This is a genomic window from Paenibacillus sp. PDC88, assembly GCF_900106725.1.
In the GTDB taxonomy this organism is placed as follows: Bacteria; Bacillota; Bacilli; order Paenibacillales; family Paenibacillaceae; genus Paenibacillus; species Paenibacillus shunpengii.
In genome coordinates this window covers 236,173-253,647 of the sequence record NZ_FNNT01000003.1, presented here as the reverse complement: position 1 = coordinate 253,647, position 17,475 = coordinate 236,173, and the positions used below count along the sequence as shown (strand labels likewise).

General features: G+C 48.2%; 13 protein-coding genes. 12 read left to right on the top strand and 1 reads right to left on the bottom strand.

The features are described 5' to 3' along the window. Positions 1-233: 233 nt before the first annotated feature. Positions 234-1,790 (bottom strand): FAD-dependent oxidoreductase, encoded by a 1,557-nt coding sequence (locus BLW49_RS11680; protein WP_090724761.1) that lies wholly within the window; start codon positions 1,788-1,790, stop codon positions 234-236. A 312-nt stretch (positions 1,791-2,102) separates the two neighbouring features. On the opposite strand from BLW49_RS11680, the gene BLW49_RS11675 reads away from it, so the two are divergent. From BLW49_RS11675 to BLW49_RS11620, 12 genes are all read left to right on the top strand, one after another. Continuing rightward, entirely contained in the window at positions 2,103-3,731 is a 1,629-nt protein-coding gene (locus BLW49_RS11675) for an extracellular solute-binding protein (protein WP_090724759.1), read from the top strand. 50 nt (positions 3,732-3,781) lie between these two features. Then, complete coding sequence (locus tag BLW49_RS11670; protein ID WP_090724757.1) at positions 3,782-4,705, top strand: ABC transporter permease; 924 nt, start codon at positions 3,782-3,784, stop codon at positions 4,703-4,705. A gap of 11 nt (positions 4,706-4,716) precedes the next feature. After that, entirely contained in the window at positions 4,717-5,598 is an 882-nt protein-coding gene (locus BLW49_RS11665) for a carbohydrate ABC transporter permease (RefSeq protein ID WP_047911344.1), read from the top strand. Positions 5,599-5,629: 31 nt separating this feature from the next. Beyond that, complete coding sequence (locus tag BLW49_RS11660; RefSeq protein WP_177178719.1) at positions 5,630-6,751, top strand: glycoside hydrolase family 88 protein; 1,122 nt, start codon at positions 5,630-5,632, stop codon at positions 6,749-6,751. A 223-nt stretch (positions 6,752-6,974) separates the two neighbouring features. Continuing rightward, the gene (locus tag BLW49_RS11655; protein ID WP_090724754.1) at positions 6,975-9,311 is read left to right on the top strand and encodes a helix-turn-helix domain-containing protein; all 2,337 of its coding nucleotides are present in this window, start codon (positions 6,975-6,977) and stop codon (positions 9,309-9,311) included. Positions 9,312-9,326: 15 nt separating this feature from the next. Continuing rightward, complete coding sequence (locus tag BLW49_RS11650) at positions 9,327-10,973, top strand: extracellular solute-binding protein (protein ID WP_256209726.1); 1,647 nt, start codon at positions 9,327-9,329, stop codon at positions 10,971-10,973. A gap of 135 nt (positions 10,974-11,108) precedes the next feature. Continuing rightward, the gene (locus BLW49_RS11645; protein ID WP_177178718.1) at positions 11,109-13,532 is read left to right on the top strand and encodes an EAL domain-containing protein; all 2,424 of its coding nucleotides are present in this window, start codon (positions 11,109-11,111) and stop codon (positions 13,530-13,532) included. A 182-nt stretch (positions 13,533-13,714) separates the two neighbouring features. Then, on the top strand, positions 13,715-14,194 hold the full coding sequence (locus BLW49_RS11640) for a hypothetical protein (RefSeq protein ID WP_076314424.1): 480 nt from the start codon (positions 13,715-13,717) through the stop codon (positions 14,192-14,194). 1 nt (position 14,195) lies between these two features. Beyond that, positions 14,196-14,546: a hypothetical protein gene (locus tag BLW49_RS11635; protein ID WP_256209725.1), complete on the top strand. Its 351-nt coding sequence runs from the start codon at positions 14,196-14,198 to the stop codon at positions 14,544-14,546. 5 nt (positions 14,547-14,551) lie between these two features. Further along, positions 14,552-15,886 carry a glutathionylspermidine synthase family protein gene (locus tag BLW49_RS11630; RefSeq protein ID WP_090724750.1) on the top strand — a complete coding sequence of 445 codons (1,335 nt, stop codon included), beginning with the start codon at positions 14,552-14,554 and terminating at the stop codon, positions 15,884-15,886. A gap of 3 nt (positions 15,887-15,889) precedes the next feature. Next, complete coding sequence (locus BLW49_RS11625) at positions 15,890-16,294, top strand: DUF350 domain-containing protein (protein WP_090724749.1); 405 nt, start codon at positions 15,890-15,892, stop codon at positions 16,292-16,294. Between the two features lie 156 nt (positions 16,295-16,450). Beyond that, positions 16,451-17,395, top strand: a complete 945-nt coding sequence (locus BLW49_RS11620) for an aldo/keto reductase family protein (protein WP_090724747.1) — start codon at positions 16,451-16,453, stop codon at positions 17,393-17,395. Positions 17,396-17,475: the final 80 nt, after the last annotated feature.

The window sequence follows — 17,475 nt, the reverse complement described above, 5'->3', positions numbered from 1 at the left end:
CTCCTAATCATAAGCTGAAAAAGTTCATGCTATCTATTGATATTATGAACTTAAGCTTTTTTCACTTAAGTTCATGCTATCTATTGATATTATGAACTTAAGCTTTTTTCACTTAAGTTCATGCTATCTATCGATATTATGAACTTAAGCTTTTTTCACTTAAGTTCATGCTATCTATCTACCATGATTTCGCTTATTAGAAACAAGGCAATCCAGAAATTTTGAACAAGCCGCTAGGCCTGATGTGCATCAAGTTTAGGTAAAGGCTCCACTGCAGGTCCCTCAAGCACAGATCCGTCATAAGCAAACCGCGAGCCATGGCAAGGGCAGTCCCACGAGCATTCGCCCGAGTTCCATTCCACCTCACAGCCCAGATGGGTACAGGTCGTATCGACAAGATGCAGTGTTCCGGATTCGTCCTTATAGGCTCCCGCGCGCTTGCCTTCATGTCGTACAACAGCACCCTCACCAGGCTGAATATCCTCAATCTTCTTGTGAACGAGACCCAGTTTGCCCGAGATGAGATGCTTGGCTACATCCAGATTATCCTTTACGGCGTTCTTAATCGAAGGATCTGCCTTGAACCGGCCGGGATCATACAATTCTGTATAAGGATTGTGGCGGCCGACGATGAGATCCGTCAGAAGTCTGCCGGCAACGGTGCTCGTCGTCATCCCCCATTTCCGGAAGCCGGTGGCAACCAGCACCCTTTCGTAAGCTCCGCCAATTGGCCCGATGAACGGCATCTTGTCAATGGTGACTAGATCCTGTGCAGACCACCGGAAATGGACCTTCTTCACACCAAAATGCTGTCCGGCAAACCGAACCAGCTCCTCAAAATGCTGGTGCGTGCTGATTCCCTGACCCGTCTTATGATTCTCTCCGCCAATAACGAGGAGCTTCTTGCCATTGTACAGTGCAGAGCGGACAGAGCGCTCCGGCTTGTCGTAGCTTACATACATGCCGCCCTCAAACTCCGTTTCCGGCTCCACAGCAATGGCGTAGGAGCGCTCTGCATGCATACGGGCAAAGTACATACGTGGATCATGGAACGGAAAATGACTTGCCACGACCACATGCTCGCTTGTAATGTGATGGCCGCCTCTTTCCAGCATGACGGTCACCTTGTTATCCTCCTCTTTGAGGTCAGCAGCCGTCGTTTTTTCATAGATCTTAACGCCGAGGTGGATCAGCTCTTCAACCAGCTTCTTGAGATAAGAGAGTGGATGGAACTGTGCCTGATTCGGCACACTGATCCCCGCTACAGCCGGTACCGGAATCGGCAGCTTATCATGCCACACACCGGGAATAGCCAGCTGCTGATAGGCATCGAATTCGTCCTTCAGCTTCTTTAGATCATTCTCCGATTGAATATAGACATACGCATCCTCTTCCGTCAGCTGACAGTCGATTTCTTTTTCGGTAATGACACTTCGAATAAAACGCAGTGCTTCCTCGTTAGCCTCATAATACAGTCTGGCCTGTTCATGGCCGAAGTGTTGAATGAGCTCGTGATAAATCAGGTTGTGCTGGGAAGTAATCTTCGCGGTCGTATGACCTGTCGTTCCATCCAGGATTGAGCCTGCCTCAATAAGGACAACTTTATAGCCTTCCTTGGCGAGAAGATATGCGGTAGTAATCCCCGTCATACCGGCACCAATAACTGTTACTTCTGTGTTCAGGTTCTCAGACAATCGTTCAAATGAAGGCAGAGAGACGGTTCCACGCCATAACGATTCCCGGCTCTTCGGCAGCTCTGCTGCAGTAAATTCCTGATTCATGTCATTCATATATTCAAATCCTCCTATTCAAGTACGGGCCTAATATGTTCCGATTTCTCAATTATTACCACCCGGCACCTGATAGAAACGCGCGTTAGCCAGAAACATTGCGCTTGGAAGCAAATTTAGGTGACCTCTAGGTATTCTCGAAGGAGCCATTCCATCGCTTTTTGCGTTTTTGTCTATTGCATTTGCGAAATGGTCAGTTCCGTTGAACAAAATAAACACTCCATTTGATGATTTGTACATATCGCGCTCTAGCTTTCATCCATTAATCTGTCACTACAGCAATTCAATTCAATCAAAGTGGGGGTTGGGTACATGAAACGTTGGTTTGCTTCTACGCTTGTGATGGCGCTGATGTCATCCTTATTGATCGGCTGTACTGGAAATGGAGGAAGTGCGGAGGAACCCAATGAAGGAGATCAAGAAGCTCCGGTGGTCACGGAAGAGACGACATATCCAATCGAAACCGATGTGACGTTATCCTATTGGGGCGAGCTTCCAGGGAACCTCATAGGAGTCAAGGCTACACACGATGAAGTTCCTTTTTTTCAGGAGTGGCAAAAGGCAACCGGAGTTCCGCTGTCCTATACCGCGCCTCCATCCGGACAGGCTCAAGAGGCACTCAATGTCATGCTTGCCTCCGGGGATCTGCCAGACATGATTGAGTATAATTTCCTCGGATTTCCGGGGGGTCCAGAGAAGGCGATCAAAGACGGTTACATTATTGAGCTGAATGAGCTTATTGACAAGTACGCACCCAATTTGAAGAAGTACCTCTCGGAGCATCCGGAGATTGACAAGATGGTGAAGACGGATAGCGGCAGTTATTATGCTTTTCCGTTCATTAGAGAGGACGAGTACCTGCGTGTATTCCAAGGGCCCATCATACGTAAGGATTGGCTCGATGAGCTGGGCCTTCCCATTCCAGAGACGATTGACGAATGGACAACGACGCTGCGCGCTTTCAAAGAACAGAAGGGTGCTGCTGCTCCATTCTCAGTCGTCAGTAAACCGAGATTCTTTAATGATTCAGGAAATGGTGCATTTCTAGGTGCATTCGGTGTCACGAGAGGCTTCTATCAGGTGGATGGACAGGTGAAATTTGGACCGGCAGAGCCGGGCTTCAAGGAGTACCTTCGCTTATTCAACAGCTGGTATACAGAAGGTTTGATCGACAAGAACGTCGCGACGACAGATTTGAAAGCGATTGACAGCAATATGGCTTCCGGTGAGACGGGAGCCACGGTCGGTAATACAGGCGGAGGCATCGGGAAGTGGCAGCCGCTCGTTGAAGCGAATGATCCGGACGCTGTGCTTGCTGCTGCCCCCTATCCCGTCCTAAACAAGGGCGAGGTGCCGATGTTTGGACAGCGAAATCAGGCATATTCGTCGGAAGGAACGGTTGCTGTTACTTCAACGTCTGAGAATCCAGAGCTGGCTGTGAAGATGCTCGACTATGGATACAGTGAAGAGGGGCATATGTTCTTCAATTTCGGCAAGGAAGGTGTCAGCTATAATCTGACGGAAGACGGATACCCGCAGTTTACGGAATTGCTGCTCAAGAACCCGGACAATCTGGCACCGGCTCAAGCCATCTCCATGTACGCACGAAGCAGCTACAACGGGCCTTTTGTCCAGGATAGACGCTATATAGAGCAGTATCTTGCACTTGAGACACAGCGTGAAGCGATAGAAATCTGGAGTAAAACAGATGCAGAGAAGTACAGTCTGCCGCCGATTACGCCGAACCCGGAGGAGAGCTCCGAGTATGCCACAATTATGAATGATATCAATACACTTGTGGACGAGATGACGATCAAGATCATTCTCGGAACCGACCCTGTAGATGAGTTCGAGAGCTATGTAGCGAAGATGAAGCAGCTGAACCTGGATCGGGCGATCGAGATTCAAATGGCCGCACTGGAGCGCTACAACAACCGTTAACCAAATAGATCAATAAACTCTCAAAAAGAATGAGGTGACTAAACCGCCCCATGGACCATTCCCGATCTTTCAAAAGCCGGTTTATCCGGGATTTCATGTTGAATAAATACCTTTATCTCATGATGCTTCCGGTCGTCGCGTACTATCTCATTTTTCATTACACGCCGATGTACGGTGCAGTCATTGCTTTCAAAGACTATACACCCATTAAAGGCATTCTCGGCAGCGATTGGGTCGGTCTGAAGCATTTCATTGATTTTTTTGACAGCTACTATTTTTGGCGGATTCTAAAGAACACGCTGCTGATCAGCCTGTACTCCCTGTTGTTTGAATTTCCGATGCCCATATTGCTTGCTCTGCTCATAAATGAGGTTCGTCAGCGGCGGTTCAAGCGGGTCGTGCAGACGATTACGTACATGCCTTATTTTATTTCACTGGTCGTGATCTGTGGAATTATTACGGATTTTACAAATGCGGATGGTCTGATCAATCGATTATTCATGTGGCTTGGCTATGATGGGCAGGCCATGCTCCAGAAGCCTGAGCTGTTCAGGCCGATCTACATTCTGTCCGAAATATGGCAGCGGATCGGCTGGGAATCCATCATCTACATTGCGGCACTTACAAGCATTGACCAAGAGCAGTATGAAGCTGCACGCATTGACGGAGCGAACCGTTTGAAGCAGATGTTCTACATTACCCTGCCCGGCATTCTGCCTACGATCACGATTATGCTCATCCTCCGGATGGGGAATCTTCTAAATGTCGGCTTCGAAAAAATTATCCTGCTATACAATCCGGTGACCTATGAGACAGCCGATGTCATCTCCTCCTTTGTCTATCGGAAGGGGCTTCTGGAATTCGGATGGAGCTACAGCTCAGCGGTGGGCTTGTTCAACTCCGTCATCAATTTGATTCTGCTGGTGACAGCCAACTACATTAGCCGAAGAGTCAGTAATAACAGCCTATGGTGAGGTGAAGCGATATGAAAAAGGAAACTGGCTGGTTTGACCGGATCTTTGATCTCATCAATTATACATTCCTGCTGCTGCTGGTCACAGCGACGCTGTATCCCTTGCTGTATGTACTATTCGCTTCCTTCAGCGATGCGGCAAAGCTGCTGCAGAATGACGGAATTCTGTGGCGGCCGCTAGGCTTTAATCTGGATGCTTATCGAAGCGTGCTTGCTAACCCGGGGATTGGACTCGGGTTTCGGAATACGCTGTTCATTGTCGTGGTGGGGGTAACCGTGAACTTGCTGATGACTTCTCTTGGGGCGTACGTGCTGTCACGCAAAAATGTGATGTGGAACAAGGTGTTTATGTTCCTGATCGTATTTACGATGTTTTTCAGCGGCGGGCTGATTCCTCTCTATCTTGTGGTCAAGGGCGTCGGACTGCTGGATTCGCTCTGGTCTACCATTATACCGTTCAGCATCAGCACGTTTAACTTGATCATTATGCGTACGGCATTTATGGGCATACCGGACAGTCTGGAGGAATCGGCCAAAATTGATGGTGCCAACCACTTTACCATCTTGTTCCGCATTATCATTCCGCTGTCCATGCCGGTCATTGCCGTTATGATTCTGTATTATGCCGTAGACAAATGGAACGGCTGGTTCTATGCATCGGTGTTCATTAAGAGCCGGGAGCTGTTCCCGCTCCAGCTGGTGCTGAGGGAGATTCTGATTGCCAACTCCACAGACAGCATGTCCACCGGCGCCTCAGCCGGAGACCGTTTTCAGATTGGGGAAACGATTAAATATGCCACAATTATCGTCGCAACAGTACCGATTCTGTGCGTGTACCCGTTTGTGCAGCGCTTTTTCGTCAAAGGCGTCATGGTAGGTTCGCTTAAAGGCTAGTATCCAAATTCAGCGGATGGAGGGATTGTTCATGGTGCAATTGCAAACAGCTGCAAATCAGGCGGTATGGGAACAAATCTGTAGAAAGGTCGATGCGGTGCTTCCCAGGATGGCTGGCAAATGTCCTCATGTGGCGAAGAGTGACGGTATTTACGATGATACGAGACTGGATTGGTGGACGTCCGGCTTCTGGCCGGGTATTCTGTGGATTATGCATGATATGACGGGTGAGCAGCGGTACAAGGATGCCGCCTGGAGCTGGGATGAACGAATGGAGCAGCTGTTCCTGACGGAGAACCGTTATGATCATGATGTGGGCTTTCAGTTTCTACCGACAGCGGTCATCAAGCACAAGATTACAGGCGACAAGGATGGAGCAAGGCGGGGGTTGTTTGCAGCCAATTTCCTCGCTGGAAGGTTCAATCTGAAGGGGAATTTTATTAGAGCTTGGAAAGCGGATAAGACAGGATGGTCGATCGTCGATACCGCCATGAACCTCTCTCTGTTGTTCTGGGCTGCGAAGGAGAGCGGCGATCCAAGATTCATGCATGTGGCCAGAGCACATGCGGATACGGTCGTGAGACAATTTATCCGGGAGGACGGCTCTACTTATCACATCGTCCGGTTTGACCCGGAGACAGGAGAGCGGGTAGATGCAATCGGCGGCCAAGGGGCAGCTCAGGAGTCGGCCTGGAGCCGGGGAGCAGCATGGGCGCTGTACGGGATGACGAATGCGTATACTCATACAGGTGATGAGACGTATCTTCGCGCTGCACAGCGTGTCGCCCATTTCTTCATCGCTCATCTGCCGGAGGATGGGGTTCCTTACTGGGACTTCAGAGCGGATGAAGAGGAAGGTGGTATTCCGAGGGACAGTTCGGCAGGGGCCTGTGCGGCTTCGGGTCTCATCGATCTGGCGGGACATCTTGGAGACACCCAGGGGAGAGGATATCGTGCAGCTGCTGAACATATCCTCGGTTCTCTATATCAATCTTACGGAACATGGGACAACACCGCTCATGAAGGAATGCTTCTGCAGGGGACGGGAAACCGTCCTGCGGATGAGAATGTCAACGTGTCGCTCATCTATGGAGATTACTTCTTCGTTGAGGCGACCGCCAAGCTGAATGGCTGGAAGCATCGGATATTCTAGCATTACTGGATATACAGCACAATATAGCGCAACACCCGAATGACAGTATTACTGCTGCCCTTCGGGCTGTTTGCGTTCTTTTTTCATCATGACTCCAAGGGATTGTACGTTTTGCTCATGATATTGTACTTATTGTATATTCCGTCCCTGGCCTTGTTTCGTTATAATGTAATCCACAGTCAGTGGAACTTCACAAAAAAACGAATAATAGGGTGATGGACTATTGAGGAACATTCAACATTTGTGGCAAAAGCGTGAAAGCATCATTGTCACCTGGCTTGTTTCTTACACGGCAGTCCTTTTTATACCGATCATCATTAGTCTTGTCATCTACTTTCAGGCAAGCGATACACTGAAGGGCGAGATTGACCGGGCGAATGATTCGCTTCTGAAGCAAGTCAGATATACGATCGATAACCAAGTTGATCTGATGAAGCGTCTGAGTATGGAGATGACCTGGAATTCGAACCTGCAGACACTGATGTACTCCAATATTTCTCCTGAGGAATCTTCCTATACTTCCTATCAATTAGTTCAGCAGTTCAAGCTGTACAAGACATCTTATGCCTCGATCGACGAGTTCTACATTGTCCGGGACAGCGATCATTCTGTCCTCCGTTCCGGGAATGTCCGGGATATGGAAACGGCGTTTAGAACGCTGCATGATACAGGGACTCTCACCTATGAGCAATGGAAAGATACCGTTCAGCTTCCCGGCTCAAACCGGTTCACGGTACTGCCCCATTTAAATAATACGGAGCTGCCGTCATCCATTGCCTACATAACACATCTGCCTAAGGGCTTGAATGGGAGAGATACCGGAAGCGTGGTCGTTATGGCCGATATGACCCGGTTTCAGAAGCCGCTGGAGAGCATTGCCGGCTTCAATGAAGGCCTGCTGCTCATTCTGAATGACAATAATGAGGTGCTTATGTCCACCCGTCCGGATGCACCGGAGCTTGCTCCATTCCTGAAGGGGCAGCGGGTAGAGCTATCCGCAACAGCAGCGGGGGAATCAGAAATATTCTACATTCCATCGGCCGTATCGGACCTAAAATATGCGCTCATCATCCCAAGCCGGATCTATTGGGAAAAAGCCGAGTATGTCCGCAGCTTCACGTATATCAGCATCGCGGTGAGCATCATCAGTGCGATACTCATCACCTGGTTTTTTATGAGAAGGAATTATTCGCCGATTCAGCAGCTGGTGCGTGCATTGACAGATCATACTGGAACGATGGAGCTCCAGGAGGGCAATGAGCTGCGTTTTATTCAGGAGGCAGTCTTGCAAACGAGAACGAAGCATGATGAGATCAGCATGCAGCTGCACAAGCATGAACAGGTGCTCAGGTCCAACTTGATCAATCGCCTGTTGAAGGGCAGACCCGATACACTTGTCCCGTATGAGGATGCCTTTCGTTCCTTTCACATGCCGCTGCAATCGCAGGATTTTGCTGTTATTTTGTTTGATGTAGAAAATGAAGAGAATTTGTATGAGAAGCTGCCGGGTATTGATATCAACGAACGAAGAAAGCTCATCCAGCTGATTGTTTCCAATGTGGTAGAGGAGCTGGTGCATACGCATCAGCATGTTGGATACGTAGCCGAGGTAGATGATATGATGGTGTGCCTCGTAAATTTGAAAGCGGATTCTTGTGAGGCGGCGGCTGATCTCCATGCCATTGCGTCAGAAGCGAAGCAGTTCCTTCATCGGTATGAGATGGAAATAACCGTCTCCATCAGTGGGAAGCACAGCTCATGGATTGGAATAGCTACAGCCTATCAAGAGGCTGTGGATGCAATGGAATATAAGATGGTCCTTGGCAAGAGCGGAATCATTCAGCATGAGAATATCCGGGTAGAAGGTGCCCTGGAAGATCAATACGGCTACTATTATCCGCTTCAGGTCGAGCAGCAGCTGATTAATCTGATCAAAGCCGGGGAATTAGATCAGGCAACCGATTATATGAGAGAAATAACGGACCGCAACTTTAACAAGCCGGTCATGTCCTTAACGATTGCCCGGTGTCTGATGTATAACCTTGCAGCTACCATGATGAAGGCGATTAACGAGGTGGATCAGAGCATCGTGGAGCGCAATCCACGCTTCATTGAACACATTACCGATTGTGATACCCTTCAGGAAATGCGTGAAGCGCTGGAGTCATTGTTAAAGGAGGTTTGCTCTTATGCTGCAGCCAAGCGAGCACACGGCATTACGCAGGAGAGAGAAGACAGCCTGGTGCGTTTAACGGCACAGGTTACGAGCTACATCGAAGAGAATTACCAGGATATGAATTTGAATGTTAATTCAATTGGAGAGCATTTTGAGCTCAAGGGGAGCTATCTGTCCAAGCTGTTTAGAACGCATACAGGAGAAGGCCTGCTTGACTGCATTCACAAATATCGGATCGAGCAGGCCAAGCAGATGATGACTGCCAAGCAGGATTCAATCAATGAAATCTCCAAGCATGTAGGATATAACGATGCCGCAACATTTATCAGGGTGTTCAAAAAATATGAAGGGATTACACCTGGCAAATATAAAGAGCTCTATTAGAAAGGAGGCCTATGAATGGGATGCCGGCTCCTACGATATCAGAGAGGGTGGATCGCTGCTCTGGCTGTTTTAACCATGCTCATGCTGTCGGCTTGTATGAATACAGGGGGAAACGAATCTTCTCTATTGAGTGTGGCCGAATTTCAGCATACGGATTCGGATGATGTACTGGAAGACGAGGCCGATCTAACTTATTGGGCAGGTCTAAGCAATAACGCGGCAAGTATCAAATCCAATCTGGAGGATATTCCTTTCTTTAAAGAGTGGAAGCGGAGAACAGGGGTGAATCTTACATTTATTAATCCGCCCCTCAATCAAGGTAAAGAGGCGTTTAATGTGATGATCACATCCGGCAATTTGCCGGATATGATCGAGTATGAATGGATGAATTATCCCGGAGGACCAGAGAAGGCGATTCATGACGGCATTATCCTCCCATTAAATGAGCTCATCGAGGAGCATGCACCCCATTTCAAACAGTTTCTAGAAGACCACCCTGAAATCGATCGTCAAATCAAGACGGCAGATGGAAGCTATTACGTCTTTCCGTTCATTCAGGCAGAGGATAAGCTGCGTACCTATCAGGGTCCTATTATAAGAAAGGATTGGCTGGATGAGCTTAAGCTGCCTGTCCCGAAGACCATTGAGGAGTGGCATACCGTACTAACCGCCTTCAAAGAGCAAAAAGGAGTACCTGCTCCGCTTACGATTCTTGGTAATTCAAACCCTTTATCCGGAATTGAGGGCGGGGGCTTCGTGGGAGCCTACGGAATAAGAAAAGGCTTCTATATGGAGGACGGAGTCGTCAAATTCGGTCCGATGGAGCCGGAATACAAGGAGTTCCTGGCTTTGTTCCGATCGTGGTACGCAGAAGGTCTCATTGACCAGCATTTTGCAACAACCGATACCGAAACCCAGGATATGAACATGACGATGGAGAGGAGCGGAGCAGCGATATGGAATGCAGGAGCGGGCATTGGGACATGGCTTCCGAAGATCAGAGAAGAGAATCCTTCCGCAGAACTCATTGCCGCTCCTTACCCCGTCCTACATGAAGGGATGCGCCCCAAGTTCGGGCAGCTGGCTCCTGAGGTGGGCATCAGCGGCGGTGTAGCACTTTCAGGGAGCATTCAGAATGCGGAGGCTGCGATCCGAATGCTGGATTACGGATATGGAGAAGAAGGACATCTGCTGTTTAATTTTGGAATTGAAGGCTTGAGCTATGAGATGATCGATGGATATCCGACATACACGGATCTCATCCTGAACAATAAGGATAAGCTCTCTCCGTCACAGGCGCTCGCGATGTACACCCGTGCCAGCTATTTTGGCCCGTTCGTGCAGGACATTCGTTATTTGGAGCAGTATTACACATTGCCTGAACAGAAGGAGGCGATTCAGATCTGGGCGGATACGGATGCTTCACTTCACCTTCTGCCTGCACTTCCAAAGTCGGAGATAGAGAATGCGGAATTGTCTGCCATTATGCAGGAGGTCAACAAGCATGTCGACGAAGTGTCTCTCAAGATGATTATGGGCATTGAGCCTCTCTCCGAGTTTGAGAGCTATATACAGCAGCTGAAATCCATGAATATGGAGCAAGCCATTGCTATTCAGCAGCAAGCGCTTGACCGGTACAATAGCAAAGTCCGTATGCCTTAATGAAGCCTTAGTTCGTTATTAAACGAATTAAGGCTCTTTTTGTTAACCAAATGGTGACTCGTGATGTTACTTTTTGCTTTTTATTGGACGATATATTATTCATTGGTGCGTATGACAAATGAAAGAGGGAGTTTCATGGAATACACTGAACATTCGGTTGACCAATTGCTGGTTCTATTCTCATATCTGATCGCTGTAGTCTCATCCTACAACGTATTAACTTTGGCGGGAGCCCTTAGCAGTTCGAAGGGGGCAAACCGAGCCTGGCTTGTGTACGGAGCCGTTGTCTTGGGACTGGGTGTGTGGTCTATGCATTTTGTCGGCACGATGGCCGGTTCTACTCACCTGACCGTTACGTATGATTTAACACTTATTCTGGCTTCTGTTGTGGTCGGGATCGGAGCTTCCTTTGTCACCTTGTACCTTGTAGCATATGGATCATTGACCAGAACGCGATTATATCTAGGAGCGAGCATCATTGCAGCAGGGATCTCCTCTATGCATTACTTGGGGATGGAGGCCATGGCTGTAGACCACTATTACAACTGGATTTTTGTTGTCTTATCTGTTCTCGTTGCTTTTCTGGCATCGGTTGCTGCATTGTGGTTCTCGTTTTATTTTGTCAAGAATACAAAGTACTCGAAGAGCTGGTACTTGAAAAAACTCGGTGGTGCACTCTTCATGGGGGCTGCAATTTCCGGGATGCACTATATCGGCATGCTGGGAACCGAGTACGATATGAATCATATTCATTTGAACCGGTCCGGGGTTCAGCTGGATCAAACATGGCTTGGTTATCTTATTGCCGGCGGAGCCTTACTTACACTGGGTCTCTCTATGATCGGGCTATATGTGTCACGAAGATTTTCTAATCAGGAGAAGGAGAGGCGAGAGCAGGAACGATGGTATAAGTCCCTATATGATAACAATCAGGATGGGGTAATCTCGGTCAATTTGAGTCATTACATCATCGGATTTAATCCTGCTGTCGAGCGAATTACGGGGGTAAGAGAAGAAGAGCTGAAGAACCGGCATATTGAAGAGATTCTTCCGATTTTTGACCCAAGTGAGCGGGAGAGAGTCCGGGAAATGTATAAGAAATCTGTAGCAGGAGAGAAGCTCAGCTATGAATCGGTCATCTATAACCGGGCGGGCACCCGTGTTGATCTTAACATGGTGCATGTACCCATCATTATTGAGGGGAAGGTTACAGGCCATTACATTATCGTCAGGGATGTTACCTTTGAGAAGCAAGTGAAGGAAAGAAATCAATTTTTAGCTTTTCACGATGATCTGACCGGATTGCCTAATCGACGATTGATTAATAATGTGCTTGCGGATCTCATTGACAGGGAGAATAGTGAGACACAGCCGTTTGTGCTCATGGTGATGGATCTGGATCGGTTTAAGATTATCAATGATTCACTGGGGCACTTGTACGGGGATCTCCTTCTGAAGGAGATGAGCAAGAGGATTGTCCATCATACCATGGACAAGAGTGTGGTGGTAGGACGCATCGGCGGAGACGAGTTCTCCATATTATTGCTCGACTATAACGAGGAGTCAGATGCTTCGGAGCTGGCTGAACGGTTAATGGCGGTAATCAGTGAGCCTTATGATATGAAGGGGAATAACTATTACGTCTCTACCAGCATCGGAATTACGGTGTTTCCCAGCCATGGGAAGGACGCGATCCAGCTTATGAAGAATGCCGATACGGCGATGTACGAGGTGAAGAAGAATGGCAAGAACGGCTACCAATTCTTCTCCTGTGAGCTGAACGCCCAGGTGGAGCAGCGGGTCGAGCTGGAAGCTGACTTGCGCAGAGCATTGGAGCGCGGCGAGTTCTTACTGCATTATCAGCCTCAAATAAGGGCTGATGACGAATCCATTATCGGGGTTGAAGCCTTGATAAGGTGGAATCATCCGACAAAGGGCATACTGCCTCCCGGCATGTTCGTACCTGTGGCAGAGGATACCGGATTAATCATGGAGCTGGAGTCAAGGGTATTGTACGAAGCATGCCGCCAAATGCAGTCATGGCATGAATCAGGGGCGCCGCTGATTTCAGTAGCCGTCAACCTGTCATCTCATCAGTTCTATCATTCGAGCCTGACACAGCAAATCAAGGATGTTATTGAGCAGACTGGGCTTGAGGCCAAGTACTTGGAGCTCGAAATTACCGAAAGTCTGATGATGAATCCGGAGGTGTCCAGCACCGTGCTCAAGGAGCTGGCGAATCTGGGCATCAGAATAAGTCTGGATGACTTTGGAACCGGATACAGCTCGCTAAGCTACTTAAAAAAACTGCCCATCAACAAGCTCAAGATCGATCGTTCCTTTATTCAGGATATTGCTCACAATGATAGTGATAAAGCGATTGTTGCCAGCATCATTGACATGGCGCATCATTTGAATTTGAATGTCATTGCGGAAGGGATTGAAACGAAGGATCAGCTGGAGATTCTCAGCCAGCATAATTGCAGAGAGGTTCAAGGCTATTACTTCAGCCGTCCTCTGCCTGCAAGTGAGCTGGAAAGAGTGTACCTTCATCCGTGATCATTCAATTCGGATTTCTCAATCCGAATTTTGCATAGATCCTTATCCTTATAAATGTTGTTAAAGGAAATTTTGAAAATTTTTGTAACCTCTTCCCCTGTTCGTACGTTTAAAATTAAGCATAAACAAGAGGCCTGATCTGCAAGGCAAGAGAAGACTCAAGATGGGGGAAAGATGACAACATGCATGTACCGGTAATTTATGAGCACTGGTCTGAGTCGGATAAGAAAGTGATTGAACCGCTCACTCAGCTTCATGTGTCTCAAGAAGAGCTGTTTGTCCGCAAGCTGGTGAATGCAACGATCATTCGCGGCGAGTTGTATGAGCATACGGCTAACGAATCTGAAGATGGACATCGACATTTCATCTACGCGAAGAAATTCAATCCGGACGAATACAGTTATGGCAAAGCACTGTATGAAGCCGCATTCGATGCTTATCAAGTATCGTCAGGCAGTATCGCTTGTGAATATGTATTGTGGAAGGGGCGTTCCTTCCAGTCGTTCGAGCTGAATATCCCTCTGTCCTCGACAATGGATATTGCACGGCTCCTGCTGGATCATTATCTAGTTCACCGTGATGAAACCTATGAGAGTGTGTACACCGTATTTGACACCGATCGGTCCAAGGTTGTGCTGTATTTGAAGCGAGGTGAATTCTAAGATGAACGGACAGACAGAAGACATTAGGCTTAGAACGAATAAGCCAGATGCAGCTCAGAAGCCCAAAGCCCCTAAGAAAATTAACGCGCAGAAGATGGTGACCTTCTCTCTTCTCCTCACCCTTCCTGTAGCGCTGGCAGGCTGCGGTAATCAATCGGATGACTGCTACGATTATAATAATGATGGATATTGTGATGATAACAGCGGGTCGAGCGGCGGCGGAGCTTATTACTATGGAGGCAGCAGCGGATCAAGCTCATCTTCAGGCAAATCCTCTGCTACCTATAAATCAAGTTCGAGTTCCAGCTCCAAGGGCTTTGGCAGCGGCGGATTTTTCAGCTCTGGGGGATAGATCACATGAATCGAATTTTGCCATTTGATAAGCCGCATGATGAAATTTTTGCAGGGGAAAGAGCTGAACAGATTCCCTACCATCGGATGTACGGCAAACAGTATTGTCTCCCTGCTGCAGTACGTTATTCAGAAAAAGAAATCGAGCAGCTGATGTATGCCTCGGAGATGATCGACAGCATCTATCTGAGCACACTGCGTTTTGCCCAGCGATATTTGCCGGATGCCTTTCTTTCGCAGCAGCTGGGTGTTCCTGCAAGCCTTATTCCTGCAGCGCGAATGGAGGTCCCGGGACACGGGGTATCCAGGCAGGATTTTATTCTGGAGCCTGGCGGGCGGATCAAGTGTATAGAGAATAATACGGATACTCCAACTGGAATTCCTGAAGCCTCCTATCTGGCACGGGAGCTGATCGAGTGTCATACTTCCGGTCTGCAGGCCACTTCGGTGAAGATGAGGCTGCATATTGCTCAGGCTTTTCGCCTGCTGCTTGAGTATTATGAATCGATTGGACTTGGCGGCCGCGTTGTATTCACCTGCTATGAATGGCATGTGGAGGATCGGCGCAACACCGAGTACCTGATGGAGATCGTTCAAGAAATGGGGTATGAAGCCTGCTATGTTCCCCTATCTGAACTGGAAATCGTCCGAGGTGAGGGGCTGTATTCCAAGGGTGAGCGCATATCGGTGCTATATCGGCTGTATCCATTAGAGTATCTGGTCAATGACGAAGCTGAGGATACAGAGGACAGAATTGGAGAATGGATGCTTGAGCTGGTAAAAGAGGGGAAGCTAGGTCTTATTAATCCGGCTCAAAGCATACTCACCCAGAGCAAAGGCTTCATGGCTCTAATCTGGTCACTATATGAACGGCACGAAGAGGCAAGCGAACTGCTGGGTGAACCGCTGTATACGGATGAGCAGCTAGAGGCCATACAGCAGTATCTGCTGCCAACCTATTACAGTCCCGCACTGTTTATTCAACAAGGTCAGGCTTATGTTGCCAAAGGATATTGGGGAAGAGAGGGCAAGGGGACTTCCCTGTTTGATGAGGCAGGCCAATTGACGGAGGCGGAATGGGGACAGAGCGAGGAAGACAGCCGTGAGGACATTCAGAACTATTACGGGAATCAGCCGCTTATCTATCAGCTGCGCTGTCAGATGGAGGATGTGCAGGTACATACGGAAGAGGGCCCTTTTTCCGGATATTTATTGACTGGAGTTTATGTTATTGGCGGCCAGTATTCAGGGCTGCTTCCACGCGTAGGCGGAAGAATTACAGGGGATATGGCTTATTATTGTCCGGCTGCATTTCCTATATATTTGAAGGAGGAACAATAGAAAATGGAGAATTTCGGAGTTGATTTGCTGAATGTGGCCATCGGGATTGTCCTGATCCTGGTTATCCTATTCGTCGGATATACCCTGTTCAGCAAGGTTACCCGGTTTGACGACGGGAAGGAAATTAGAGGCGGGAATGAAGCGGCCGGGGTATACATGGGCAGCAAGCTGCTGGGTCTGTGTATTATTGTGGCTATGGTCTCCTTCAGCTCGCATTCATGGGTAGATATGATTGTCTGGTCTGTAGTGGGTATTGCTGTACTTATTCTTGTATATCTTATATTTGATTTTATAACGCCGAAGTTCAAAGTGTGTGAAGAGATTGAGAAAGGCAATATGGCAGTGGCTCAATTGCTTCGCTCCATTATTATCGGAGTATCGCTGGTCATAGGAACGTTTTTGTTATAAAAGATGCATAATCCGTTATCCGGTACGCTTGGAGTACCGGATTTTTTGTTATTTATTTATGCTTATAGGAATTGTCGCGTTCCTTTTCATTTTAAGACCGAAGGTTTATATTAAAAAGGAAACAGATACATATTTTTCAAGGGAGGAATGGCACGCATGAAGTACCGGAGATTAGGTGGCAGCGGTGTGAAGGTCAGCGAGATCAGTCTTGGAAGCTGGCTCACGTATGGAGGATACGTTGAGCAGGAGAATGCGGTTCGTTCCATTGAAACTGCATATGATGCGGGGATCAACTTCTTTGATACAGCCAATGTATATGAACGCGGAGCAGCAGAAGAGCTGCTGGGCAAGACACTGAAGAATTACGCAAGGGAATCCTATGTGCTGGCTACCAAGGTATTCGGCAAGATGGGCGAGGGTCCGAATGATCAAGGCCTTTCACGGAAGCACATTATGGAGCAGTGCGAAGCAAGCCTTAGAAGGCTCGGCACCGATTATGTAGATATCTATTATTGCCACCGGTTCCATCCCGAAACGCCACTGCTTGAGACACTGAGAGCGCTGGACGATCTGGTTCGTCAAGGAAAAGTGCTGTATGTCGGAGTCAGCCAGTGGACAGCAGCTCAGATGGAGGCCGCGCTGGGTCTTGCAGACCGGTATTTGCTTGATCGGATCGTCGTGAACCAGCCGATCTATAATATGTTTGAGCGGTATATTGAGGATGAGATTATTCCGCTTGGCGAGCAGAAGGGGATCGGACAAGTCGTCTATTCTCCGCTGGCACAAGGGCTGTTGACAGGTAAATATAACGATACAGGCAGCATTCCAGAGGACAGCCGTGCTGCAAGGCTTGGATGGGATGACAAGAAAATGAGCCCTGAGCGAATTGAGAAGGTTCGGCAGTTAATTGACATTGCCGGCGAGCTGGATATTAAGGTGGGTCAGCTGGCCCTTGCCTGGATTCTGCGTCAGCCGAATGTATCCAGTGCACTCGTGGGTGCAAGCCGTCCGGAGCAGGTCAAAGAAAATATCGGGGCCTCTGGAATCGAATTAGAGGCGGAAGTACTGGAACGGATTGAAGGAATTCTCTCCGGATCGTAAATAAGAGGTTAGTATAAATCAATAAATAACACAGCGAATATAAGCACAAGCTTCCTGAATATGCAGGAAGCTTTTTTGTC